Below are 24964 nucleotides of genomic sequence, written 5' to 3' on the forward strand. Positions count from 1 at the left end.
GCAGAATGGTGGAGGGAGTTGGATTTGAACCAACGTAGGCTGAGCCAACGGATTTACAGTCCGTCCCCTTTAACCACTCGGGCATCCCTCCATTATTCTGTCGGGATCTTTCGACCAAGCATTTGAGATCGTGAGACAACCAGCGACTTGTCGTTGCCGCTCTCGATCTGTGGCCGGGTATATGACTGCCTCGTTTCATCCTGTCAACACGGGTCGGTGCAAAAAATCCGATTTTCTCCACAGGCGCAAAATTGGCCCCTGCGCGGAAAACCATTTCGCCGGACAGGCAACCCCTCTATAAGACGCCAATGAGCAAAGATCGTACGGGCGACAAGAGCGCCAAGGACACCCATTACGCAAACCTCAGGCGCGCGCACCGCGACGCCAAGCGCGAGCGTGGCGAAATTCCAACCCCGAAAGAGGACAGGCGCCGCAAGGCCCCGGCCGACTGGAAGGCGCCGCAGCTCGCCCCGGAACAGGTGCTGCTTTACGGCCTGCACACGGTCCGTGCGGCCCTGAGCAACCCGGCACGCCAGATCATTCGCCTGAGCGTGACCCAGAACGCCGCTGCGAGGCTTGAACTCGGCGAGCTTTCGGACCTGCCCTTCCCCGTCGAAACCGTTTCGCCGCAGGATCTCGACAAGATCCTCGGACCGGACGCGATCCACCAGGGCGTCATGCTCGAGACGCGCGCCCTGCCGACCCGCCGGCTCGATGCGCTGCGCGACTGCCCGCTCATTCTCGTGCTCGATCAGGTGACCGATCCGCACAATGTCGGCGCCATCATGCGCTCGGCGGTCGCGTTTGACGCCGGCGCGCTGATCACCACCATGCGCCACAGCCCGACCGAATCGGGTGTGCTTGCCAAGTCGGCATCCGGCGCACTGGAAATGATCCCCTATATCCAGATCAGCAACCTCGCCGACACCATCGAGGAACTGCATCGTCTCGGCTTCCAGACGATCGGGCTCGATTCGGAAGGGCCCGAGCCGCTGGAGGGCACCTTCTCGTCCGAGAAGATCGCGCTTGTTCTCGGTTCCGAAGGCAAGGGTTTGCGGCAGAAGACCCGCTCGATCGTCACGGCCCTGGCCCGGCTCGACATGCCCGGCGCCATCAAGTCGCTGAACGTATCGAACGCGGCCGCGATCGCCATGTACGCGGCGCGCCAGCACCTGAAGCGCTAGGCACGTCGGCCGGGGGATTTGTTGCAGGGGCTGCGGCCCTTGCGCGCCCGTGGGCCGCGCGTGATCGCCGCGTAGACAGCGCGCAGGCGGCCAGGTCCCTGCCTCTCGTCCGGAACTAGCGGATGGCCGTCACTGCCTCGGACCACTGCGCCGTCGGGCAGCCGTCGCGCAGCTTCTTCCAGGTGGTCACGTTGAGGTTCATTTCGCAGCGCGCCATATAGGCGCTGCCGTCTACCCGCAGGCAGGCGACCTGCCCAAGCTCATATTTCGAGCCATCACGGTTGCGGCAGGTGCAGTCATGATCGGGAGGTCCGGCGCGCGCGACGCTGACGGCAAGCAGTGTCGCCACCGCAGCGGTCATGCCCAACAGGATCGTCCGCCCTTTTGTCATGGCGCAATTATAGATCAGATTTCGATCGCCGAAAACGGACAATGCCGGCTGCATGGGCAACCGGCACCGTCCGCACGCGGGGCCAACGCCCCATCATCGGACCGCTTTCACGGCCCGGTGATTATGATGATTAGCTCGCCAGGCGAAGAACGCCGCCTTCCGAGATGGTCTTTTCGGCTTCGGCGATCGCGAACTGCTTGCTGTCGGCGCTGAGGTTCAGGCCTTCGGCGCGAACGAACTCGACATCGGTAACGCCAAGGAAGCCGAACACCGTCTTCAGGTAGGATTCCTGGTGATCCATGACGGCCGCCGGGCCAGCGGAATAGTGGCCGCCGCGGGTCGAGGCGACGATGACCTTCTTGCCCTTGGCAAGGCCTTCGGGACCGTTCTCGGTGTAGCGAAAGGTCTTGCCGGAGACGGCGATGCGGTCGATCCACGCCTTCAGCTGGCTCGGGATGCCAAAATTGTACATCGGCGCGCCGATGATGACGGTGTCGGCGGCGAGGAACTCTTCGAGCATGTCGCGGCCAAGCTTGACGTCGGCTGCAAGCGCGGCGTCGACGCCTTCCAGATCGGCGGGCGCCATGATCTGTGCGCCGGTCAGGTGCGGCAGCGAGCTTGCGGCGAGGTCACGATAGGTCACCTTGGCATCCGGGCGATCGGCCTTGACCTGGGCAGAAAGCGCCGCCGTCAGGCGGCGGGAAACCGAGTGATCACCAAGGATACCGGAATCGATATGAAGAACGTTCATGGGAACACCTTTGTGTTTGCGTTGCGGTGATCCACATATGATGGGAAAACAATCACCCGATAAGTCGGCGTCTATTTGACATACCGTTTCCAGACGGAAACAATCGGGCAAGCAATCCGGACTTCGGAGACCCAGACAATGCAGGACCTGAACGACCTCGCGCTCTTTGCCGCCGTGGTGCGCAGCAACGGCTTCAGCGCCGCGGCGCGCGATCTCAACATACCCAAATCCAAGCTCAGCAAACATGTGGCACGCCTTGAGGAACAGCTTGGCGTGCGCCTGCTCGAGCGCTCGACCCGCAAGCTGCGCGTCACCGACATCGGCCGGGTGTTCTACGAGCATTGCCAGGGCCTGCTTGAAGGCGTTGCCGCTGCCGAGGCAGAGATCGCTGCGGTGCGCGCCGAGCCAACAGGGACTGTGCGCCTCGCCTGCCCGCTCGGCTTTACCCCGATGCTCGCCGATATCCTGCCGGCCTTTCATCGGCGCTATCCCGGCGTAAGGCTCCTGATTACCGCGACCAACCGGCGGATCGACCTGATCGAGGAGCGCGTCGACGTGGCGCTGCGTGCCCGCGGCCAGCTCGATACCGACAACCAGCTGATCATCCGAAAATTCGGCGAGGTGCGCGAGCGGCTGGCCGCGAGCCCGACCTTCCTCGCCCGCTCCGGCGAGATCACCATCGACAATCTCGGTCAGCAGGCGACGCTGTCGATGAACGAGCAACACCCGACCGATGTCTGGCGACTGGTCTCGGCGGACGGAAACACGACGGAGATCACGCACCGTCCGATCATCGGCTGCAGCGATTTCCTGATTCTCGAACGTTCGGCGATCGAAGGCATGGGCGTGGCACTGTTGCCCGACCACATCTGCGAACGCGCCTTCCGCGCCGGCGTGCTTGTTCCCGTGCTTCCGGAATGGACCTCGAACGACGTCGTCGTGCACCTGGTATTCCCGTCCCGCCAGGGCATGCTGCCGGCAACCCGGGCGCTGATCGACTATCTCGCCGAAAACTTGCTCAACGCCCTGCAGAAATGCCGGGAGGTCCCGGTGCGCATGGGACCGTCGTTCGAGATCTGATGCCGTCGCACTGCGGCTCGGCGCGTTTATCGACGGCAAGACGCTTCGCCGTCGGCAAGCTCGTTGAAAGCCTTGGCCGCGGCATCATAGCGATAGGCTAGCATCTGCGTTGTGCAGGCATCTTCGTATCGGGCGCAGGCTTGCATCGAAACGCAGAGATGGCCCTGAATACCCCAGACCTTTGCCGGTGGCCTGTCGTAAATGCCGTCGTAGATCGCCTGTGTCCGATCCGCGCCATCGCGCCATCGCACAACGATCTCCGAGCGAAAGTGATCATACCCGACGCTGCTGTAGCCAACGGAAAAGTGGACGGGCCCCACGCCGGGGACGTCGGTCGCGCCTGAATGCACCTCATCCCAATCGGGCGGCGCCTGTGAACCGGCTGAACCGGCCGCGAGCGCGGCAAGGCCGAAGAGAGCAACGGCCGCCCGGCTGATCGGTGGCAACGGCATGCGCCTGCTCAAGCTGCTGAGACCTGCCGCGAAGGGGAAGCGTTTGATGACCATCACCTTTCTTCGGAAACCGGAAACAGAATATGCGCTCGACGCCCGCCGACCTTGCACCACATTCGGAGTTTGCCGGAACCAGGAGTTGTCTATATTCCAGCAACATGAGAACACTTGGAACCCTGCTTGCCTCTGCCATCCTGGCATTTGTTGTCAGCCTGCTCGTCGCGGGACTGTTTCTGCCGATCTATGGCATTTTCCAGGGTGGATCTTACAACTGCCTGAAGGACGGCATCGCGGAATGCACGTCCATGATTCCACTCAGCGCGCTGATCTACGGGCCGCTGTTTTCAATTGGCGGCGTCTTGATCGGCACGCCCGTCTTCATGGTGATCCTGGCCGGGCGCGATTGATCGTCCAACGCCCGAGCATGGCGTCGCGACCACATCATCGACGTAGCCTTTTGAGAATTCTGCAATCAAGAGATTGATGAGTGCTGGTGCCCCCAGAGAGACTCGAACTCCCGACCCTCTGATTACAAATCAGATGCTCTACCAACTGAGCTATAAGGGCACGCACTGCGATGGGAGTTACCATAATCTCGTGCGGTGTAAAGCAAAATTGCGAATTCTCCCAATTTTTCAGATGCGTTCGGTTTCGGGCCATGCCAGAAACGAAAAGAGAGATCGCCGTAAGCGGCGCGCAACGCATCGAACGGACTAGAGTTTAATGGCCCGAACGTTCAATTCCTTCGCTTTCCTCGCCTCGCCCGCAGAGGAGGCTCAAAAAGCGGCGGCCGATCTCAAGGCGATCTATGGCGACAATGATCCGGCAAAGGCCGACGTCATTGTCGCGCTCGGGGGCGACGGCTTCATGCTGCAGACGCTGCACCAGACCATGAACAGCGGCAAGCTGGTCTACGGGATGAACCGCGGCTCGGTCGGCTTCCTGATGAACCGCTACAGCACCGAGAACCTGACGGACCGCATATGCCAGGCGGTCGAGAATGCATTCCGTCCGCTGGAGATGCAGACGACCGATGTCTATGGCGAGAGCTTCACAGCACTTGCCATCAACGAGGTCTACCTCTTTCGCCAATCCTACCAGGCAGCGAAGCTGCGCGTCCTGATCGACGGCAAGACAAGGCTTGAGGAACTGACGTGCGATGGTCTGCTGGTCGCGACGCCGGCCGGCTCCACCGCCTACAATCTCTCGGCTCACGGACCGATCCTGCCGCTCGAGGCGCCACTTCTGGCGTTGACCCCGGTCAGCGCCTTTCGACCGCGCCGCTGGCGTGGCGCGCTTCTGCCGAACCGTGTCACGGTCGAGATCGAGATCCTCGAAGCCGACAAGCGACCGGTCAACGCGGTCGCCGACCACCAGGAAGTCAAGTCGGTGGTCAGGGTTCGCATCGCCGAATCGGAAAACATGACGGCGCGCATTCTTTCGGACCCGGATCATTCCTGGTCCGATCGCATCCTGGCCGAGCAATTTTCCAACTGAGCGCACGCTGCCCGTGCGAGCTGTGTTATCATCCGCGGCGATTGCGATCCTGACGATCGAGAGCCGCCACGATGTCGAGCCGCCGGCTGAAAGGACAGGAATGCCGATGTTCAAACCCGCCCTTCTCGCGCTTGCCATCTTGGCCGGCAGCGCCAGCGCCAAGGCGGAAGATGCGGGCGTCGTGCCGCCGCAAGCAACCTTCGTCACCAGCACCGGCTATTGGGAGGAAAGCGGAGAGCCGCTTTCCGTGCTCGATCCGAATACGTCCGCTCCGGCGGGGCAACAGGGCGCCGCACGGCGCGGCTACTACAAGCTGATCGCGCTTCGCCAGACCGACGGAACGGCGCAGGTCCATCTGCAGCAGATCGAGTCGACAGCATCAGGCCCAGTCGTGGTGTCCTCAGCCGAACTCGAGGAATTCTCGGCCCTCAAGGGCTATGTCACCGATATTCGCCCGGAAACGTCGACCGGCGTCACCGCGCAGCCCGGCATGTTTGCGACCGTCTACCTGAAGACCGATCCGGCCGAGCGCGAGCCGGAAACCTGGACCGTGCTCATCGACGATCTCGGCGACATCAAGATCGAACGGGCCTCGAACTAAGCGCAACTCGTCGAAAATCCGAATGCGTTTGCGTCCGGAATTCAGGCATCCACCGAAAAGCAAAGGCCGGGTGCGAGCACCCGGCCTTTTTCATTTTGCATCGCGGGCCGCTGGCCGCCTCAGTTCAGATCGTCGACGACCGCATCGGCGCCACCGCTGACGCGGTGGGCAAGAGCGGCCTCCATGAACTCGTTGAGTTCGCCGTCGAGAACGTCGCCCGGTGCCGTGCTTTCGACGCCGGTGCGCATGTCCTTGACCAGCTGATAGGGCTGAAGGACATAGGAGCGGATCTGGTGGCCCCAGCCGATATCCGTCTTCGATGCGGCTTCGGCATTGGCGGCCTCTTCCCGCTTCTTCAGTTCCGCTTCGTAGAGACGCGCACGCAGCATGTCCCACGCCTTCGCCCGGTTCTTGTGCTGCGACCGTTCCTGCTGGCACTGCACGACGATGCCCGACGGGATGTGCGTGATGCGCACGGCCGAGTCGGTGGTGTTGACGTGCTGGCCGCCGGCGCCCGACGAACGGTAGGTGTCGATACGGCAATCGCTCTCGTTGATGTCGATCTGGATCGAATCATCGACGACCGGGTAGACCCAGATCGAGGAGAACGAGGTGTGGCGGCGGGCGTTGCTGTCATAGGGCGAGATGCGGACCAGGCGGTGCACGCCCGATTCGGTCTTCAGCCAGCCATAGGCATTGTGGCCCTTGACGAGCAGCGTCGCGGACTTGATGCCGGCCTCTTCGCCGTCCTGGATTTCCAGAAGCTCGACCTTGTATCCCTGACGCTCGGACCAGCGGGTGTACATGCGCAGAAGCATGTTGGCCCAGTCCTGGCTTTCGGTACCGCCGGCACCCGAATGCACTTCGAGATAGGTGTCGTTCTGGTCGGCCTCGCCCGAAAGCATGGCTTCGACCTGCTTCTTGGCCGCTTCGTTCCTGAGGTCGCGCAGCGCCTGCTCGGCGTCGGCGATGATGTCGGCGTCGCCCTCTTCCTCACCGAGTTCGATGAGTTCGATGTTGTCGTTGAGCTGCTGCTCGAAACGGCGCAGGCCATTGATGCCGTCATCAAGCTGCTGGCGCTCGCGCATCAGCTTCTGCGCTTCCGAAGCATCGTTCCAAAGCGTCGGGTCTTCCGCCTTGTTGTTCAACCAGTCCAGTCGTCTTACCGCCTGATCCCAGTCAAAGATGCCTCCTCAGCAGGCTTATGGCCTGCTTGATTTCGTCGACAATGTTCTCGATTTCGCTGCGCATGATCCTGCTTCTTGTGATCCTGAAAATGGAGTGAGCGTCAAATAACGATGCCCGCCGCTGATGTAAAGGCGGCGGGCATTGAGAGAGAGGCCAAGGCTTAGAACAGGCCGTTGGAACCGGATGTGACGGCCTGATTTGCCTGCGGCGAATTCTTGAGAATCTCTTCCGGCGGCACATACTGGTCGAGCCCGCCGATGACCGAGAAGCTGTCGGCCGGGCCGGTGCCGGGCTTGAACGCCTCGATGATCGTGTCCGGTTCACCCTCCTGGGCGGCCATGCCGGTCTTGCGATTGACGGCGACCATGCTCATGCCCTCGGGCACGACGAACTTGCTCGGGCGCGTGCCCTTGACCGCTTCGGTCATGAAGTCGTTGAAGATCGGCACGGCAAGGCTGCCACCGGTCGCACCGCGCCCGAGCGGCGCCGGATTGTCGAAGCCGAGATAGAGGCCGGCAACGAGGTCCGGCGTGTAGCCGACGAACCAGGCGTCCTTTTCGTCGTTGGTGGTGCCGGTCTTGCCGGCGACCGGGCGGTCGAGCTTGATCTTGCCGGCGGCGGTGCCGCGCAGGACCACACCTTCCATCATCGACGTGATCTGGTAGGAGGTCATCGGGTCGAGCACCTGCTCGCGGTTGTCGGTCAGAACAGGCTCGTCCTGGTCCTGCCAGTCACCGGCATTGCAATTGTCGCAGGTGCGGTCCTCGTGGCGGAAGATCGTCTTGCCGTAGCGATCCTGGATGCGGTCGATCAGCGACGGCTTGATCTGCTTGCCGCCGTTGGCGAGCACCGAATAGGCCGACACCATGCGTAGCACCGTCGTTTCGCCCGAACCGAGCGACATCGCCAGCAGCGGCGGCATCTTGTCGTAGATGCCGAAGCGCTCGGCATATTCGGCGACAAGGTTCATGCCCATGTCGTTGGCGAGGCGGACCGTCATCAGGTTACGCGACTTTTCGATGCCGAGGCGGAGCGTCGACGGGCCGGCCGAACCGCCGCCGTAGTTCTCCGGGCGCCAGACCTGGCCGCCGGCGACGATCTCGATCGGGGCGTCGAGAATGACCGATGCCGGGGTGTAGCCGTTGTCGAGCGCCGCGGCGTAGACGAAGGGCTTGAACGAGGAGCCCGGCTGACGCATCGCCTGCGTCGCGCGGTTGAATTCCGACTGGCCGTAGGAGAAGCCGCCGACCATCGCCAGCACGCGGCCGGTCTGCGGGTCCATGGCGACAAGGCCGCCTTGCACCTTCGGCGGCTGGCGCAGGCGATATTCGCCCTTCTCCGCGAGCGGCTCGACATAGACGACGTCGCCAGCGCCGAAGACGCCTTCGGGAGACTTCGCCGTCTTGCGATCGCCATTGGCGGAGCGGTAGGCCCACTGCATGTTCTTGGCCGAAATATGCCCGGTGACACGCTCGGCCACGATCTTGCCCGAGGCCTCCTTGTCCGGCTGGATGCCGATTTCGGCGCCCTGCCCGTCGACCGAGAGAACGACGGCGAGCTTCCATTCGGGGACATCGCTAAAGGCAACAACGGCACCCAGGGGTTCACCCCAGTCGCCACCGATCTCGATCGACTTGACCGGACCGTGGAAGCCGCGACGTTCGTCATAGGTCAACAGGCCGGCCTGAAGGGCCTTGCGCGCCGCGGTCTGCAGACGCGGGTCAAGCGACGTTCGGACCGACAGGCCGCCTTCATAAAGCGCGTTGTCGCCGTACTTCTGGATGATCTGCCGACGGACTTCCTCGGCGAAGAAGTCGGATGCAAAGAGATGTGCGCCGCCGCGGCGCGGATTGACGCCGAGCGGCTGCTTCTTGGCCTCTTCGCCGTCAGCCTTGGTGACGTAGCCGTTTTCCACCATGCGGTCGATCACCCAGTCGCGACGCTCGAGCGCTGCTGCGGTCCTCCGGAACGGATGGTAGTTGGCCGGGCCTTTCGGCAGCGCTGCAAGGTAGGCGGTCTCGGCAATGGTCAACTCGGTCACCGACTTGTCGAAATAGGTCAGTGCCGCGCCGGCGATGCCGTAGGAGTTCAGGCCGAAGAAGATCTCGTTGAGATAGAGTTCGAGAATGCGGTCCTTGCTGTAGGCCTGCTCGATGCGGAAGGACAGGATCGCTTCCTTGACCTTGCGGTCGATCGTCTGGTCGGACGTCAGCAGGAAGTTCTTGGCGACCTGTTGCGTGATCGTCGAGGCGCCGACCGGACGGCGGCCGGAGCCGAAATTCTGCAGGTTGACGGCGATGGCGCGCGCAAGGCCCGTGATGTCGACACCCGGGTGCTGGTAGAAGTTCTTGTCTTCCGCCGAGATGAAGGCCGCCTTGACGCGATCCGGGATGGCCTGGATCGGCAGATAGAGGCGGCGCTCGCGGGCGTATTCGGCCATCAGCGCGCCGTTGCCGGCGTGAAAACGCGTGGTCACCGGCGGCGAATACTTCGCCAGCACCTCATAGTCCGGCAGATCCTTGCTGACCATGCCCAGATAGAGGGCCGCGGCCGCAGCCACGCCGAGCAGCAAGAACGCACCAATCCCGAAGAAATATCCAATCAGCCTGATCATCAGTCAGATACCGGTACCTTAATTATCGTCCAATCGCCGGACTGTTCAGCCGACAGCACATGCTCTGTCCAACCGCCTCGCACAGGCCCGACCAAACTCTTCCGTTAGAAATCGCCAGTCACTGCGGCTATCGCCAGGCCCGGCTCCTCATATGGCGAGGAACCTCTGGCTTCAACTCTGTTTCCCAACAAAACCGGGCGCAATTCCGGATACGGTCCGGATTGTGCGTAAAATAGGGCTCTATACCGATTATTGCGTGCGCATCCCACTGAAAAGCATAGCGCTGTTACCGGGGCGACACAAATCACTTCGTCCCCGGACCTGCCTCGAAACGTCAACCGCCGCTGGCGACCGCCTGCTCGCGATAGCGCTGAACGGCCACCGCGAGGCGCTCGGACACCCTCTTGCGCCACTCCGGATCGAGCAACAGTTTCTCGTCCTCCTTGTTCGACAGGAAGCCCAATTCAAGAAGGATCGACGGCACGTCCGGCGCCTGCAGCACGCGGAATCCGGCGAAGCGGTGCGGATTATTGATCAGGTTGATCTGCCCCTCGAACGACGAGACGACGGCACGCGCCATGTTGACCGAGAAGGCCTGCGTCTCGCGACGTGTCAGGTCGATCAGGATATCCGCGACCTCGGCCGGCTCGCTCTGCAGCGGCACGCCGGCGATCTCGTCGGAGAGGTTTTCACGGGTGGCGAGGCTTGCAGCCAGATGGTCGGACGCCTTGTCGGATATGGTGTAGACCGTCGCGCCGCGGATGTCCTTCTGCTTCAACGCGTCCGCATGCAGCGAAATAAACAGGTTGGCGCCCTTGTTGCGGGCGATCTGCACGCGCTGTGGCAGCGATAGAAAGACATCCTTGTCACGCGTCAGGAATGCCTCGATGCCTGGCCCACGATTGAGCGCCTCGACGAGATCCTTTGCGAAAGCCAGCGTGACATGCTTTTCCTCGGTCTTCGTCTCGCCCGCAAGCGCGCCGGTGTCGATGCCGCCGTGCCCGGCGTCGATCGCGATGATGAACGGGCCGCCCTCTTTCGTCGGAGCGACGGCAACCGGCCTGTCTGACTTGGCAGCCGCGACCGAACCGGTCCACTGCTGTTCGCCAAGCAGCGTGTCGAAGCGCGCCTGGTCGACCCGTTCGGCATCCAGAACGAGGCGGTAGCCCTTGCCCCCCTCCTCCGCGATCACTTCGGCCTTCGTCACCGCAACCGGCCCCGTGGCCGAGAGCACGATGCGCGAACTGCCGGCGCCCATGCCGCCGTAACGGATGGCGTCAAACAGACCGCGCGGCTCGAGGCTGTCAGACTTCAATCCGAACGCCGTTTCCGGCAGGTCGACGACGACGCGTACAGGGTCGGAGACGTAATGAAGGGAAAAATCGGGCTTGCGGTCAAACTCGACAACAACGCGGGTGCGCGCGTCGTCGCCTGCAATCCGCGCACCAAATGCAAGCAACGGTGCAGGCTCCGCAGCTTGGGCGGCAGGAACAGCCATCAACAGGCCGCACGCGAGCAGCGACGCACCGAGCAGGCGCCCGTTCAGGCACAACAACGACAAGAGCAATCCACGCATACCAACCGCCGAAGGCTTCACCTTTGGCTCTCCACCGCTTTCCCAGGAAACCAACAGTGGCCGACGCGCGACCACGCACACAGGATTGATCAATGAACCCTTATAGTTAACCAAAGCTTGACAACGATCATTTCCCACAGGGCGTCACCGCGATCAATTCCCCGATCGCCGACCTACTGCACGTGGGCAAGCGAATCGATCATTATTGTGGCGGCACGGGCTTTTCCCTTGCCAATGTGACATAGAAAACATACAAGCGTCACAAGGAGAAAGTGTTGACGGGATAGAACAGTCGACCGGGCAGCCGGAGCTTCTCCAAAGCTTGGCGCCAGGGTGTGGTCGAACCGGATTGACCGGTTAAACGCATCGCACGTCCGCGGTCGCAGGATGTTCATCCGCCGTCGCTGCATTTCCTCCCCGTACACTGGATCGCAAATTTCCGGCGGTGGCCGGAGCTCTTGATGGTGATTTTTCACCGACGCCCGCAAGCGGGCGCATTCATCGGGTCTTCATGAGACCTTGGACATTGGCATTCTTGTTTGGTCATTGATGTTGACTCAGCAGTATCGGTCAGAAGTAACGCGGCCCCGGGACACACATGTTCCCGCTGTCGTCTGGCTGCTGCACCATCAGCTGCGCCAAACGGGAACTTTCATATCCGGCGCACCTTCCGACGTGTTTGGCAGTCTTCCCAAGGAAGCAGATCTGTCTCCCGTTCCGCTGGTGGGCCGAGGAGCACAGCTTAGATGGCAGAGAAAATGCTTATCGATGCGTCTCACTCCGAGGAGACGCGCGTCGTTGTCGTACGCGGAAACCGCATAGAAGAGTTCGACTTCGAGTCGGAACATAAGAAGCAGATCCGCGGCAATATCTATCTGGCGAAGGTCACCCGGGTGGAGCCGTCGCTCCAGGCCGCCTTCGTCGACTACGGCGGTAACCGCCACGGGTTTCTGGCTTTCGCGGAAATCCATCCCGATTATTACCAGATCCCGCTTGCCGACCGTCAGGCCCTGTTGAAGGCCGAAGCGGAAGAGGCGCGCCGCGACGACGACATCGAGCATGTCGAAACCGCTCCGGCGCCGCAGAGCGAACTTTCCGTCCCCGTCGATCTTGAGATCGCTGCCGAAGTCGACGTGCAGGTGGCCGAAGCCGCAACGGCTGAACCGGTCGCCGAAGCGGAAGCCGCGGTCGAAAAGCCCAAGGCAAAGCCGAAGCGCACCCGCAAGACGAAGGCCAAGGCTGCGGAAGAAGCGGCTACCGCCTCCGCCGACGGCGACGAGAGCAACAGCGGCGAAATGGCCGCCATGGTCGATACCGACGCGATTTCCGAAGACGTCGACAGCCGCCGTCGCCATGACGACGATGATGACGACGACGATGGCCACGACGGCGAGAAGGAAGTCATCGAATCGGTCGGCGCCGAAGACGCCATGGAAGAGGTTCCGGATCGCCAGATCCGCAAGCCGCGCAAGCAGTACCGCATCCAGGAAGTCATCAAGCGCCGCCAGATCCTGCTCGTGCAGGTTGCCAAGGAAGAGCGCGGCAACAAGGGCGCAGCCCTGACGACCTATCTGTCGCTTGCCGGCCGTTACTCGGTGCTGATGCCGAACACGGCGCGTGGCGGCGGCATTTCCCGCAAAATCACCAACCTGCAGGACCGCAAGCGCCTGAAGGAAATCGCCCGCGGCCTCGAAGTGCCGCAGGGCATGGGCGTCATCCTGCGCACCGCCGGTGCCAACCGCACCAAGGTCGAGATCAAGCGCGATTTCGAATACCTGATGCGCCTTTGGGAAAACGTCCGCACGCTGACGCTGAACTCCACCGCCCCCTGCCTCGTCTACGAGGAAGGCAGCCTGATCAAGCGCTCGATCCGCGATCTCTACAACAAGGACATCGGCGAGATCATCGTTTCCGGCGAGGAAGGCTACAAGGAAGCCAAGGGCTTCATGAAGATGCTGATGCCGAGCCACGCCAAGGTGGTTCAGCCCTACCGCGACGTGCATCCGATCTTCTCGCGCTCCGGCATCGAAGCGCAGCTCGACCGCATGCTGCAGCCGCAGGTGACGCTGAAGTCCGGCGGCTACATCATCATCAACCAGACTGAAGCGCTGGTCTCGATCGACGTCAACTCCGGTCGCTCGACCCGTGAGCACTCGATTGAGGACACTGCGCTCCAGACGAACCTGGAAGCCGCTGAAGAAGTGGCACGCCAGTTGCGCCTGCGCGACCTTGCCGGCCTTGTCGTCATCGACTTCATCGACATGGAAGAAAAGCGCAACAATCGCTCGGTCGAAAAGCGCCTGAAGGATTGCCTGAAAAACGATCGCGCCCGCATCCAGGTGGGACGCATCTCGCATTTCGGCCTGCTCGAGATGTCGCGTCAGCGCATCCGCGCCTCGGTGCTCGAATCGACGATGCAGACCTGCCCGCACTGCAATGGCACGGGTCACGTTCGCTCGCAGTCCTCCGTCGCCCTGCATGTGTTGCGCGGCATCGAGGAGCACCTGCTGAAGAACACCACGCACGACATCACCGTGCGTACCATTCCGGACATCGCGCTCTACCTGCTCAACCAGAAGCGCGGCACGATCATGGATTACGAAGGCCGCTTCGGCGTTTCGATCATCATCGAGGCTGACGCCCATGTCGGCGCGCAGCACTTCGCGATCGATCGTGGCGAGCCGGTCGAAAACCCGGTCAAGATCGAGCAGCTGCTGCACTTCGAGCCGGAAGAGGAAGAAGACGACGTCGTGATCGAAGAGGATCTCGACGAAGATGAAGCCGAAGAGATCGTCGCGGAACAGCGCCAGGAACAGCCGAAGGCTGCGGCCCAGTCCGACGATCAGAATGGCCGCAAGCGCAAGCGTCGCCGCCGCCGTCGCGGCAAGGGCGGACAGCAGGCCGAGGGCAGCGCTCTTCAGGTCTCCGAATCGGCTGGTGAAGCTGAAGACGGCTCCGATGAGGACGACGCGGACGACGAAGGCGTCGACGCAGACGCCACCGCGGCCGATGGTGACCAGAAGCGCAAACGGCGCCGGCGCGGCAAGCGTGGCGGTCGTCGCAACCGTCCAGAGGGCGAAGGCGAAGGCGAAGGCCAGCTCGAAGCGGGTTCGGATGCTGATGGCGAAGCCGCCGAGGAAGCACCGAGCGTAGACGCTCCGGCTCCTGTCGCCGAGGCTGAGGTGGTGGTCGCGGTCGAGGAAACCTTCGTCGCCGTCGAAGAAGACGCAAAGCCTGCCAAGCCGAAGCGGACCCGCAAGAAGGCGGTCAAGGCGGAAGAGCCGGCCGCAACCGTCGACGAAGTCGCGCAGGCGGCCATCGAAGACCAGCCTGCCGAGCCCGACGTCGCCGTTGAAGCCGTGGAAGAGGCTGCGGCCGATCTCGCCGAGACCAAGCCGGTGCGTGCGAACCGCGACCTGTCGAAGATCGCTTCGGAACCGGTGGTGACGTCGAGCGCGCCGAAGCCCGAGGGTGAAGAAGAAGAGCCGAACAAGCCCAAGAAGGGCGGCTGGTGGCAGCGCCGCGGCTTCTTCTAAGAAGCCCGCACTGCACGACACGCTCAAAAATGAAGGCCCGGATCGCTCCGGGCCTTTTCATTTGAATGATGGTCGGTGGATCCTGACCCCTGCCCCGGCTATCCGGGGTCACTTCAGCCAGTGCGCGATCCGGTCCATCGCCTCGAGCATGTCGGCCTCAGCACCCGCATAGGAAAAGCGCATCGTGCGATGGCCTTCCAGGGGGTCGAAATCGAAGCCCGGCGTTGCGGCGACATTGATCTCGGCCAGCATCCGCCTGGCGAACGCCATGCTGTCATTGGTAAAGCGGCTGACATCCGCATAGGCGTAGAAGGCCCCATCCATCGGCGAGGCGATCGAGAAACCGATCTCCGGCAAGCGCTTCAGCAGCATTTCGCGATTGGCCGCATAGGCGGACTTGTAGCGGTCCAGTTCCTCGTGCGCGTCAAGTGCTGCCTCCGCAGCGATCTGCGACAGTTCCGGCGGCGAAATATAGAGGCTCTGGGCGATGCGCTCGAAACCACGCACCTTGTCGGCCGGAAGCACCATCCAGCCGATGCGCCATCCGGTCATGCAATAGTATTTCGAGAAGGAGTTGATGACGACAACCTCGTCGGTGACTTCAAGGGCGCTTGCCTCTTCGCCGGCAAAGGTCAAACCGTGATAGATCTCGTCGGAGATGAAGGCGATATTTTCCGAGCGGCAATAATCGGCGAGCGCCTTGAGACCAGCCCTGCCCGTCACTGTGCCCGTCGGGTTTGCCGGGCTTGCCAGGAGCACGCCCTTCAACGGCCGTCCAACCTTTGCCGCCGCCCGTGCCAGGCTTTCGGGCGTGAGCGTAAAGCCTGTCTCGGCATTCGCCTCGACTTCGACCACCGTCAGTCCGAGAGCTGCAAGAATATTGCGGTAGGCCGGGTAGCCGGGCCGCGCAATGGCGACACAATCACCGGGATCAAACAGGGCCAGAAATGCGAGATTGAAGCCGGCAGACGAGCCGGTGGTGACCGCGACCCGCTGCGGATCAAGGCGAATGCCGTGGCGCTTCTCGTAATGGCGGGCGATGGCCGTGCGCAGCGACAGGGTGCCGAGCGCGTCGGTATAGCCGAGCCGCCCGTGATCGAGCGCCTTGCGCGCCGCCTCCAGCGCTGCCTTGGGCGCCGGATGGGCCGGTTGGCCGACGGCCATCGAGATCACCGGATGCCCGGCATCGCGGCGACGGGTTGCTTCCGCCAGAACATCCATCGCGTGGAAAGGTTCGACGTCGCTTCGTTTTGACAAGTCTACCAACGGGAAATCCTCGATATGCGGCTGTTCTCTAGCCCTTTGCCCGATGAAAATGACCTTCACAAGTCCGCGAGTGCCGTATTTCCGCCGATTTTGCCGTTTCGTTTCCGCGACACGCACCCTATGCTGCCGGCCTATTGAGGATAGGGAATGCTGTTGTCCTTCCGAACGGTCGGTCGACCCGGCAAGCCGCTATGGACAACACAGAGAATACGCAAGGACAACGAGGTAGAAATGAGTTTCAGAACCAAGATGATCGCCGCCGGGACGCTCGCTGCGCTCGTGGCCGGCGTCAGCCTGCCGCAGAGCGCGCTGGCGCTTGACGCCAAGCAGAAGGAAGAAATCGGCGCCTTCATCAAGGAGTATCTGATCGCCAATCCGGAGATCATGCTCGAAGTCCAAGACGCGCTGACGACGAAGCAGCGCGCCAAGCAGCAGGAAGCGGCCGAGGGTGCGATTGCCGAGAACAAGAAGGCGATCTTCAATTCCGACTACGACATGGTACTTGGCAATCCCAAGGGCGATGTCACCGTGGTCGAGTTCTATGATTACAATTGCGGCTACTGCAAGCGCGCGCTTTCGGACATGGACGACATCCTCGCCAAGGACAAGAATGTCCGATTCGTCTTGAAGGAACTGCCGATCCTCGGTCCGGATTCGCTTGCCGCCCACAAGGTGAGTGCCGCATTCCGCCTCGTCGCTCCGGAGAAATATGGCGACTTCCACCGGGCGCTGCTCGGCGGCGAAGATCGTGCCACGGAAGAGACTGCGCTTGCCGTCGCGGCAAAGCTCGGCGTTTCGGAGAAGGACCTGCGCGCCAAGATGGAAAAGGAGCCGCATGACGCGGCCGTGCGCGAGGCCTATGGCCTTGCCAACGATCTCGGCATTACCGGCACGCCCTCCTATGTCATCGGCAACGAAGCCGTCTTCGGGGCCGTTGGCGCCGAGGAGATCGAAAGCAGGGTCGCCAATATGCGCGAATGCGGCAAGACTGCCTGCTGACCAATCCTTCCGATGACTGTGGACAAATCCCGCGGGGGGCCAAAGGGCTTTTCCTCGCGGGACCATCGGTCTATAGGTAACCCTCCATGTCAGGACCGGAATCCCTTATGCCATCGACAATTTTCGTGCTGAACGGCCCCAACCTGAATGCGCTGGGCAAGCGCGAACCGGGTATTTATGGCGGCCAGACACTCGCCGATATCGAGGCCATGTGCAAAGCGGAAGGCAAGACACTCGGCTTCGAGGTCGAGTTCCGTCAATCCAACCATGAAGGCACGCTGGTCGACTGGCTGCATGAGGCCGGCAACGATGCCGCAGGCGTCGCAATCAACCCGGCCGCCTACGGGCACACCTCGATCGCGCTGCATGACGCCATCCGCGCCATTGGCATACCCGTGGTCGAGCTCCACCTTTCGAACATCCATGCTCGCGAGGAATTTCGCCACAAGTCGATGATTGCGCCGGCTGTCAAAGGCGTCATCTGCGGTTTCGGCGCGCAGAGTTACATTCTTGCGCTGCATGCGCTAAAGAACCTGACAAATCCGTCGAAATAAGAAGAACATCAAGAGGCTCATATTCCATGGCTGACAAGAAACCAGGTATCGACCAGGCGCTGATCCGCGACCTCGCCAACATTCTCAAGGACACCGATCTGACCGAGATCGAGGTCGAGCAGGACGACCTGCGCATCCGCGTATCGCGCAACGGCACACCCGTTGCCATGCCGATGGCCATGCCGCAGATGCCGGCCTACCAGGTCCCGATGGCACCTGCCGCTGTCGCTCCGGCGAACGCCGTTGCTGCTCCGGCAGCAGAGAACCCGCGCGCGTCGAAGAACGCCGTAACCGCACCGATGGTCGGCACTGCCTACCTGTCTCCTGCCCCGGGTGCGCGCGCCTTCGTTGAAGTCGGCGCCACCGTCAAGGAAGGTCAGACGATCCTGATCATCGAAGCCATGAAGACGATGAACCAGATCCCGGCTCCGCGCTCGGGCAAGGTCACCGAAATCTTCGTTCAGGACGCAGCTCCCGTCGAATATGGCGAACCGCTGATCGTAATCGAATAAGGCGGCGCGGCGATGATCTCGAAAATTCTCATTGCCAATCGCGGCGAAATCGCACTTCGCGTGCTCAGGGCCTGCAAAGAGCTCGGCATCGCAACGGTCGCTGTTCACTCCACGGCCGACGCCGACGCCATGCATGTGCGGCTTGCCGACGAGAGCGTCTGCATTGGTCCGCCACCCTCGCGCGATAGCTATCTGAACATTCACCAGATCGTCGCCGCCTGCGAAATCACCGGTGCCGACGCCGTGCATCCGGGCTACGGCTTCCTGTCGGAAAACGCAAAGTTCGCCGAAATCCTTGAGGCGCACGACATCACCTTCATCGGCCCGACGGCGGAACACATCCGCATCATGGGCGACAAGATCACCGCCAAGAAGACGGCGCAGGAGCTTGGCATCCCGGTCGTTCCGGGTTCCGATGGCGAAGTGAAGCCGGAAAACGCGCTCGAAGTCGCCCGAAAGATCGGCTTCCCCGTGCTGATCAAGGCGACCGCCGGCGGCGGCGGCCGCGGCATGAAGGTCGCTCGCTCCGAGGCTGACCTCGAAGAAGCCGTATCGACAGCCCGTGCCGAAGCGCTTGCAGCCTTCGGCAACGACGCCGTCTATATGGAAAAGTACCTCGGCAAGCCGCGCCACATCGAAATCCAGATCGTCGGCGATGGCGCCGGCAATGCGGTCCACCTCGGTGAACGCGACTGCTCGCTGCAGCGCCGCCACCAGAAGGTCTGGGAAGAGGCGAACTCTCCGGCTCTCAACGTCGACCAGCGCATGAAGATCGGCCAGATCTGCGCCGACGCGATGAAGAAGCTGAAGTATCGCGGCGCCGGCACGGTCGAATTCCTCTATGAAAACGGCGAGTTCTATTTCATCGAAATGAACACGCGCCTGCAGGTGGAGCATCCGATCACCGAAGCGATCACCGGCATCGACCTCGTGCACGAGCAGATTCGCGTCGCGTCCGGCGGCGGGCTCTCGGTCAAGCAGGAAGACATCGTGTTTTCCGGCCACGCCATCGAATGCCGCATCAATGCCGAGGATCCGCGCACCTTCGTCCCCTCGCCGGGCACGATCACGCATTTCCATGCGCCGGGCGGTCTTGGCGTTCGCGTCGATTCGGGCGCCTACCAGGGCTACAGAATCCCGCCATACTACGACAGCCTGATCGGCAAGCTGATCGTGCACGGCCGCACCCGCGTCGAATGCATGATGCGCCTGCGGCGCGTGCTCGACGAATTCGTCATTGACGGCATCAAGACGACGCTTCCCTTGTTCCAGGACCTGATCAACAATCAGGACATCGCCAACGGCGACTATGACATCCATTGGCTGGAGAAGCATCTGGCCGCGACGTCCGAGTAAGGACCAGACATTGAAAGGGACGCGCAGCAAGCAGCCCGACATTACCCCGGACATGCTGCTGCGCGCCTATTCGATCGGCCTCTTCCCGATGGCCGATTCGGCCGACGACCCCGAGATCTTCTGGGTCGAGCCGGAAATTCGCGGCGTCATTCCGCTCACTGGCTTCCACGTCTCGCGCAGCCTTGCCAAGACGATCCGCCAGAAACCCTTCGACATTCGCTTCAACACCGCCTTCGAGGCGGTCATGGACGGTTGCGCTGCCCCTGCCCCGGACCGGCCGACGACGTGGATCAACGCCAAGATCCGCACCCTCTACGCAACGCTGCACACGATGGGCTATGCGCACAGCGTCGAGGCATGGGAAGGCGGCCGATTGGTGGGTGGGCTTTACGGCGTCTCTCTGGGATCCGCCTTCTTCGGCGAGAGCATGTTCTCGCGCCGCACCGACGCCTCCAAGATCTGCCTCGTGCATCTGGTCGAGCGGTTGCAAGCACGTGGCTTCGAATTGCTCGACACCCAGTTCACCACCGAGCACCTGAAGTCATTCGGGGCCGTCGACGTACCGAAGGCGGACTACGAAGTGATGCTGGCGAATGCGATGGCATCGCCCGACCTGACGTTCTGAGCCATTTCACCTGAGTGATGCGCGCTTGCGCGATGGTCGGCGTTAAAGCAATTCGAGGAAGAGTGGCCAACTGCTTTCCGCGCGGAATTGCGTGAAAACAGAGAGTCGATCATGTCACTGTTTCGCTGGGACGATGGTGTGATCTAGCGCTTCTGCGCCGTGTCCGGCGGCGGCAGTTCGGACGTCGCCTTGCACGATTGCAGCCAGACGTCATAAACCGGGTGCTCCACCGCATTCAGGCCCGGGCTGTCGGCAAACATCCAGCCGGTGAAGATGCGGCGGATCTTGCGGTCGAGGGTGATTTCCTCGACCTCGACGAAGGTCGTGATCTTCTGCGCCTCGGTGTCGTCACGGCTGTAGCAGACGCGCGGCGTTACCTGCAGAGCGCCAAATTGGACCGTTTCGCCGATGTAGACGTCGAAGGTGGTGATGCGGCCGGTAATCTTGTCGATGCCGGAAAAGACCGCGACGGCGTTGGAGATGCGCGCGGCGTCCGCGACGCCAGCAGATGCGAGCAACGGCAATGCGGCAACAAGGCAAAGGCCCGCCCGCTTCGCCGCTTGGCCGATCGCTTGGCGCAAATCACAACCTGCCATAATCGCCTGTCTCCCGCGTGCTCTCGTCATCATCGATGGTTTCAGGCGCTAACCATCAATTGTGGCCGCGCCATGATCGAGGAACCCATTCCGCGGTCCGTCGTCCTTGCTGAAGAGAGATTTCTCAGGAGCCCGGCGTCCAGGCGTCATAGTCGCCGGTTACGCGCGGACGCTTGCCTGTGCCCGCGATCGAGCCCTGCGGGCGATAGGCATTGGCCGTGCCGGTCGGATTGGCGCGGTGCGGCTTCTGCCATTCGCGCGGCGCGTACTGTTCGTCCGCGGGGGATACGTCGGTACGGTGATGCATCCAGCCGTGCCAGCCGGCCGGAATGGCCGATGCTTCGGCATAACCGTTGTAGATCACCCAGCGACGCGTACGACCCTCTGAGTCCTTGCCACCCTGGTAGTAGACGTTGCCGAGCTCGTCCTGACCGACGCGCTGACCGTGGCGCCAGGTGTGAAAGCGCGTTCCGATCGTCTGTTCGTTCCACCAGGTGAAAATCTGCAGCAGGAGCTTCATGATGCCGTCCTTGACCGGCCGATGGGAGGCGGCCAGATACCAAAACAATGTTCCCGCTTATGCCCCGGCGCTCATGGCTTGTCCAGTGATTCCGAGGCAAGGCCCTTCATTTCAACGGCATGAGGAAGCCGAAATGACTGCGCGCGAAACCGAGCCTTTCGTAGAAACGGTGGGCATCGGTGCGCAGCGCATTCGAGGTCAGCCGCACCTTGGCTGCTCCCTGCTCCCTCGCCTCGGCAATGGCATGGCGCATCATGCGCTCGCCGATCCTGCGGCCGCGCATGTCCTCGCGCGTCTGGACCGCCTCGACAATCAGGCTGGAGCTGCCGCGTCCGGACAGCGACGTGTGCAGCGCCGTCTGAAACGTGCCGACAACCTCGTCGCCAAGAACGGCCACATAGAGCGTCTGAAGTGACGAGGCGGCGATTTTTTCGAAGGCGGCCACGTAGTCCGCAAAGGCGGCAGGATCGGTCGTGTCGCCATGTCCGCCGAGACCGTCGCCTGCAAAGAGCGCAACGATCGCGGCCAGATCTTCGCGCTCGGCCTCACGGATCAGGAGTTCGGTCGTCGCGTCCATGGTTCCTCCGCTGAAAATCGTTCGTCGGCAGCGGACCAAACACCCGAAGGTAACGGCTTGATGACAGCACCCTGGTCCTCCGGGTTTTCCACAGATTGAGGGAACGACCTTGCGGAAAGCGGTTAGGCTGGAAGCAGTTTCTCAAGGATGATGGCCGGCAGTCCGGATTGCTCGTCGCCACAATGGGCGGTTTCACCCGCCTCGGCAAAGCCGTGGCTCCGGTAGAATGCCAAGGCGTGAAGGTTCTGCGGCTCGACCTCGACGCGCATGCGCGCGGCGTCCGGGAAACAGGTCTCGAGTTCAGCGAAAATGTCGCGGCCGATCCCCTGCCGCTGGAATTTCGGCAGGACGTAGAGCTTGTGAAGCACCGCAGTCTTGGGCAGCGCATCGGACATGGCGGCAAAGCCCATGCCGCCAAGCTGGCGCCCGTCGTCGGCGACCAGAAATTCCGCGTTCTTGCGCCCAAGTCGGGCTTTCAGCGCCGGCAGCGAGTGCCAGCGCTCTATCAGTTCATTGACCTTGTCGACACCGTAGAAGGTGTCATAGGTCGCGTGCCACGTCTCGACGAGCAGGGCGCGGACGTTGTCCAGATCACGCTCGCTCGCCGTGCGCACGAAGAACATCGATTACTCCTCGATGCCGAGCTTGGCCTTGACCAGCGCCTGGACGGCCTGCGGGTTGGCCTTGCCACCGGTCGACTTCATCACCTGGCCGACGAACCAGCCGGCGAGCGAGGGCTTGGCCTGCACCTTGGCGACCTGGTCCGGATTGGCGGCGATGATCTCGTCGACGGCCTTTTCAATGGCACCGGTGTCGGTCACCTGCTTCATGCCGCGCGCTTCGACGATCTCGGCCGGGTCGCCGCCCTCGTTCCAGACGATTTCGAAGAGATCCTTGGCGATCTTGCCCGAGATGGTCTCGGCCTTGATCAGATCGATGATGCCGCCGAGCTGGGCCGGCGAAACCGGAGTCTCTTCAATGGCTTTGCCGGCTTTGTTCAAGGCGCCGAGAAGGTCGTTGATGACCCAGTTGGCGGCGATCTTGCCGTCGCGTCCTTCGGCCACTGCCTCGAAATAGTCGGCAATCGACTTTTCAGAGACGAGCACCGAAGCGTCATAGACCGACAGGCCCATGGCGCTGACAAAGCGGTCCTTCTTGTCGTCCGGCAGTTCCGGCAGGTCGGCCTTCAGCGCATCGACGAACGCCTGGTCGAATTCAAGCGGCAGCAGATCCGGATCCGGGAAGTAGCGGTAATCGTGCGCATCTTCCTTCGAGCGCATCGAACGGGTCTCGCCCTTGTTCGGGTCGAACAGGCGGGTCTCCTGGTCGATCACGCCACCGTCTTCGATGATGCCGATCTGGCGGCGCGCCTCGTACTCGATCGCCTGGCCGATGAAGCGGATGGAGTTGACGTTCTTGATTTCGCAGCGCGTGCCGAAGCCTTCGCCCGGACGACGGACGGAGACGTTGACGTCGGCGCGCATCGAACCTTCGTCCATGTTGCCGTCGCAGGTCCCGAGATAGCGCACGATCGAACGCAGCTTCGTCATGTAGGCCTTGGCCTCGTCCGACGAGCGCATGTCGGGCTTGGAGACAATCTCCATCAGCGCCACGCCCGAGCGGTTGAGATCGACATAGGACATCGACGGATGCTGGTCATGCATCGACTTGCCGGCGTCCTGCTCAAGATGCAGGCGCTCGATGCCGATCTCGACGTCCTCGAACTGGCCCTGGCGGTCCGGACCGACCGAGATGACGATCTTGCCCTCACCGACGATCGGATCCTTGAACTGCGAGATCTGGTAGCCCTGCGGCAGATCCGGATAGAAGTAGTTCTTGCGGTCGAAGATCGAGCGGTTGTTGATCACGGCCTTGAGGCCGAGGCCGGTGCGCACCGCCTGGCGGACGCATTCCTCGTTGATGACGGGCAGCATGCCGGGCATGGCGGCGTCCACGAGAGACACGTTCGCATTCGGCGCATTGCCGAACTCCGTCGAGGCGCCCGAGAACAGCTTCGAATTGGACAGCACCTGGGCATGGACTTCCATGCCGATGATGACTTCCCAGTCGCCGGTGGCGCCGGGGATGAAGCGTTTGGGATCGGGAGTGCGGACGTCGACAATGCTCATATCATGCTCTTCTTTGAAGCCTGAATTCTTGGTTTCTCGGTAGAACAATTGGTCGGTCGGTGCAAGTTGTTCGGCGGGATCATGGGCGCCATCTGCAATCTCATGCAGGCAGCGCGCATCTCTTAACCGCCATTTAGCGCCGGTCGGCGAGAATTCGGCCATGTCCATCGTCGCCGCAGTCATCTCGTTCGCAATTGTCATCAACGTCGCCGCCTTCGGGCTCTTCTGGCACGACAAACGGGCGGCGCGCTCCGGCCGGCGGCGCATCAGCGAACGGACGCTGCTCACGGTCGCCCTCCTCGGCGGGAGCCCGGGCGCAATGACGGCGCGCCATATCTTCCGGCATAAGACCCGCAAGGAACCGTTTCGAACACGCCTCGCGGTGATCATCGTTTTCCAGGTGGCTCTGGCAGCCATCGGCACCCTGGTGTTGCAATGACACCTTGACGCGCGGGCGGCGGTCTTTTAGGAAACAACCGTTATTTTGGAGTTTTGATGTTCTTTTCTTCGCCTGAGTCCCGGTGAAGCCCGTCCGCGTAATCCCTTTTGATTGCGCGCACGGGCCGGAAACGTCACCCCGCTTTTCCAGAGATTTGCGGAACGTTTTCCTGCGTTCTTCCGAACGCTATTCCGGAACATTCAGACAATGGACATCTCGCGCGCAGAACAGCGCATACTTCATCATTTGGCCCAGGGCGGCCGTATCGAAATCATCCGCGAAGACAAGGCGATCACCGAGATCCGGTGCTTTACCCGTGACGGCTGGGTCTATCCCGGCTTCGATCTCGAGCTTTTCCGCAAGCTGAAACGCAAGAAGGCGATCTCGTCTTCGGGCGGAAAGCCCTATCGGATCACGGAACGCGGCTTGCTGCTGGTTCGTTCGGAACTCAACAACCGCTAGAGCGATCGGCGCACCGCAATACCGGGCATGCTTCATGCCCGGTATCTATCTCTCACCTT

The 24964-nt window shown here is 62.1% G+C and carries 25 protein-coding genes and 2 tRNA genes; 13 read left to right on the forward strand and 14 right to left on the reverse strand.

All coding sequences use genetic code 11. The features are described from left to right. Positions 1-6 precede the first annotated feature (6 nt). Positions 7-91, reverse strand: a tRNA-Tyr gene (locus tag VGO12_RS15795). Positions 92-308: 217 nt separating this feature from the next. On the opposite strand from VGO12_RS15795, the gene VGO12_RS15800 reads away from it, so the two are divergent. After that, the gene (locus VGO12_RS15800) at positions 309-1184 is read left to right on the forward strand and encodes an RNA methyltransferase (protein WP_327513695.1); all 876 of its coding nucleotides are present in this window, start codon (positions 309-311) and stop codon (positions 1182-1184) included. A gap of 115 nt (positions 1185-1299) precedes the next feature. Here the strand turns inward: VGO12_RS15800 and VGO12_RS15805 are convergent, their stop codons facing one another. Both VGO12_RS15805 and VGO12_RS15810 read right to left on the reverse strand, forming a co-directional pair. Continuing rightward, positions 1300-1575, reverse strand: coding sequence for a hypothetical protein (locus VGO12_RS15805; protein ID WP_327513696.1), 276 nt, complete (start codon positions 1573-1575; stop codon positions 1300-1302). Positions 1576-1705: 130 nt separating this feature from the next. Continuing rightward, a complete protein-coding gene (locus VGO12_RS15810) occupies positions 1706-2326 on the reverse strand; it encodes an FMN-dependent NADH-azoreductase (protein ID WP_327513697.1) in 621 nt (206 codons plus the stop codon). Positions 2327-2464: 138 nt separating this feature from the next. Here VGO12_RS15810 and VGO12_RS15815 point away from each other — a divergent pair, with 138 nt between their 5' ends. Continuing rightward, entirely contained in the window at positions 2465-3406 is a 942-nt protein-coding gene (locus tag VGO12_RS15815) for a LysR family transcriptional regulator (RefSeq protein WP_327513698.1), read from the forward strand. A gap of 26 nt (positions 3407-3432) precedes the next feature. Here VGO12_RS15815 and VGO12_RS15820 read toward each other — a convergent pair whose 3' ends face one another. Beyond that, entirely contained in the window at positions 3433-3912 is a 480-nt protein-coding gene (locus VGO12_RS15820) for a hypothetical protein (protein ID WP_327513699.1), read from the reverse strand. A 29-nt stretch (positions 3913-3941) separates the two neighbouring features. On the opposite strand from VGO12_RS15820, the gene VGO12_RS15825 reads away from it, so the two are divergent. Next, complete coding sequence (locus VGO12_RS15825; protein WP_327513700.1) at positions 3942-4265, forward strand: hypothetical protein; 324 nt, start codon at positions 3942-3944, stop codon at positions 4263-4265. An 84-nt stretch (positions 4266-4349) separates the two neighbouring features. On the opposite strand, the gene VGO12_RS15830 is transcribed toward VGO12_RS15825, so the two are convergent. Beyond that, positions 4350-4425, reverse strand: a tRNA-Thr gene (locus VGO12_RS15830). Between the two features lie 156 nt (positions 4426-4581). Here VGO12_RS15830 and VGO12_RS15835 point away from each other — a divergent pair. Further along, complete coding sequence (locus tag VGO12_RS15835; protein WP_327513701.1) at positions 4582-5355, forward strand: NAD kinase; 774 nt, start codon at positions 4582-4584, stop codon at positions 5353-5355. 106 nt (positions 5356-5461) lie between these two features. Next, complete coding sequence (locus tag VGO12_RS15840; protein WP_327513702.1) at positions 5462-5956, forward strand: hypothetical protein; 495 nt, start codon at positions 5462-5464, stop codon at positions 5954-5956. Between the two features lie 119 nt (positions 5957-6075). On the opposite strand, the gene prfB is transcribed toward VGO12_RS15840, so the two are convergent. From prfB to VGO12_RS15855, 3 genes are all read right to left on the reverse strand, one after another. Further along, positions 6076-7207 (reverse strand): peptide chain release factor 2 gene (gene prfB, locus VGO12_RS15845; protein ID WP_327513703.1). Its coding sequence is split into 2 segments (ribosomal slippage): positions 6076-7137 and positions 7139-7207, totalling 1131 coding nucleotides; the frame shifts between segments, so codons are not numbered across the junction. 97 nt (positions 7208-7304) lie between these two features. Further along, the gene (locus tag VGO12_RS15850; RefSeq protein WP_327513704.1) at positions 7305-9758 is read right to left on the reverse strand and encodes a penicillin-binding protein 1A; all 2454 of its coding nucleotides are present in this window, start codon (positions 9756-9758) and stop codon (positions 7305-7307) included. 334 nt (positions 9759-10092) lie between these two features. Further along, positions 10093-11334 (reverse strand): N-acetylmuramoyl-L-alanine amidase, encoded by a 1242-nt coding sequence (locus VGO12_RS15855; protein WP_414650732.1) that lies wholly within the window; start codon positions 11332-11334, stop codon positions 10093-10095. A 746-nt stretch (positions 11335-12080) separates the two neighbouring features. On the opposite strand from VGO12_RS15855, the gene VGO12_RS15860 reads away from it, so the two are divergent. Further along, on the forward strand, positions 12081-14870 hold the full coding sequence (locus VGO12_RS15860) for a ribonuclease E/G (RefSeq protein WP_327513705.1): 2790 nt from the start codon (positions 12081-12083) through the stop codon (positions 14868-14870). 108 nt (positions 14871-14978) lie between these two features. On the opposite strand, the gene VGO12_RS15865 is transcribed toward VGO12_RS15860, so the two are convergent. Continuing rightward, positions 14979-16136 (reverse strand): pyridoxal phosphate-dependent aminotransferase, encoded by a 1158-nt coding sequence (locus VGO12_RS15865; protein ID WP_327513706.1) that lies wholly within the window; start codon positions 16134-16136, stop codon positions 14979-14981. A gap of 231 nt (positions 16137-16367) precedes the next feature. Between VGO12_RS15865 and VGO12_RS15870 the strand changes: the two genes are divergently transcribed. The 5 genes from VGO12_RS15870 to aat all read left to right on the forward strand — a co-directional run bounded on the left by VGO12_RS15870 (position 16368) and on the right by aat (position 20182). Beyond that, positions 16368-17135: a DsbA family protein gene (locus VGO12_RS15870; protein ID WP_327513707.1), complete on the forward strand. Its 768-nt coding sequence runs from the start codon at positions 16368-16370 to the stop codon at positions 17133-17135. A gap of 107 nt (positions 17136-17242) precedes the next feature. Beyond that, positions 17243-17689 carry a type II 3-dehydroquinate dehydratase gene (gene aroQ / locus VGO12_RS15875; RefSeq protein ID WP_327513708.1) on the forward strand — a complete coding sequence of 149 codons (447 nt, stop codon included), beginning with the start codon at positions 17243-17245 and terminating at the stop codon, positions 17687-17689. Between the two features lie 26 nt (positions 17690-17715). Continuing rightward, positions 17716-18201: an acetyl-CoA carboxylase biotin carboxyl carrier protein gene (gene accB / locus VGO12_RS15880; RefSeq protein ID WP_327513709.1), complete on the forward strand. Its 486-nt coding sequence runs from the start codon at positions 17716-17718 to the stop codon at positions 18199-18201. A gap of 12 nt (positions 18202-18213) precedes the next feature. Continuing rightward, a complete protein-coding gene (gene accC, locus VGO12_RS15885) occupies positions 18214-19557 on the forward strand; it encodes an acetyl-CoA carboxylase biotin carboxylase subunit (RefSeq protein WP_327513710.1) in 1344 nt (447 codons plus the stop codon). A gap of 10 nt (positions 19558-19567) precedes the next feature. Continuing rightward, positions 19568-20182, forward strand: coding sequence for a leucyl/phenylalanyl-tRNA--protein transferase (aat, locus tag VGO12_RS15890; RefSeq protein ID WP_327513711.1), 615 nt, complete (start codon positions 19568-19570; stop codon positions 20180-20182). A 143-nt stretch (positions 20183-20325) separates the two neighbouring features. On the opposite strand, the gene VGO12_RS15895 is transcribed toward aat, so the two are convergent. The 5 genes from VGO12_RS15895 to gatB form a co-directional block, all read right to left on the reverse strand. Beyond that, a complete protein-coding gene (locus VGO12_RS15895) occupies positions 20326-20778 on the reverse strand; it encodes a DUF2155 domain-containing protein (RefSeq protein WP_327513712.1) in 453 nt (150 codons plus the stop codon). Between the two features lie 124 nt (positions 20779-20902). Next, complete coding sequence (locus tag VGO12_RS15900) at positions 20903-21301, reverse strand: NADH:ubiquinone oxidoreductase subunit NDUFA12 (protein ID WP_327513730.1); 399 nt, start codon at positions 21299-21301, stop codon at positions 20903-20905. A 103-nt stretch (positions 21302-21404) separates the two neighbouring features. After that, positions 21405-21875, reverse strand: coding sequence for a GNAT family N-acetyltransferase (locus tag VGO12_RS15905; protein WP_327513713.1), 471 nt, complete (start codon positions 21873-21875; stop codon positions 21405-21407). A gap of 122 nt (positions 21876-21997) precedes the next feature. Beyond that, on the reverse strand, positions 21998-22498 hold the full coding sequence (locus VGO12_RS15910; RefSeq protein WP_327513714.1) for a GNAT family N-acetyltransferase: 501 nt from the start codon (positions 22496-22498) through the stop codon (positions 21998-22000). Between the two features lie 3 nt (positions 22499-22501). Next, positions 22502-24004, reverse strand: a complete 1503-nt coding sequence (gene gatB, locus VGO12_RS15915; RefSeq protein ID WP_327513715.1) for an Asp-tRNA(Asn)/Glu-tRNA(Gln) amidotransferase subunit GatB — start codon at positions 24002-24004, stop codon at positions 22502-22504. 160 nt (positions 24005-24164) lie between these two features. Here gatB and VGO12_RS15920 point away from each other — a divergent pair, with 160 nt between their 5' ends. Both VGO12_RS15920 and VGO12_RS15925 read left to right on the forward strand, forming a co-directional pair. Next, positions 24165-24443, forward strand: coding sequence for a DUF1294 domain-containing protein (locus VGO12_RS15920; RefSeq protein ID WP_327513716.1), 279 nt, complete (start codon positions 24165-24167; stop codon positions 24441-24443). Between the two features lie 207 nt (positions 24444-24650). Next, a complete protein-coding gene (locus VGO12_RS15925) occupies positions 24651-24905 on the forward strand; it encodes a YjhX family toxin (protein ID WP_327513717.1) in 255 nt (84 codons plus the stop codon). The last annotated feature ends 59 nt before the right edge of the window (positions 24906-24964 follow it).

Origin of the sequence: Ensifer sp. (assembly GCF_035999135.1) — a bacterium.
Taxonomy (GTDB): Bacteria; Pseudomonadota; Alphaproteobacteria; order Rhizobiales; family Rhizobiaceae; genus Ensifer.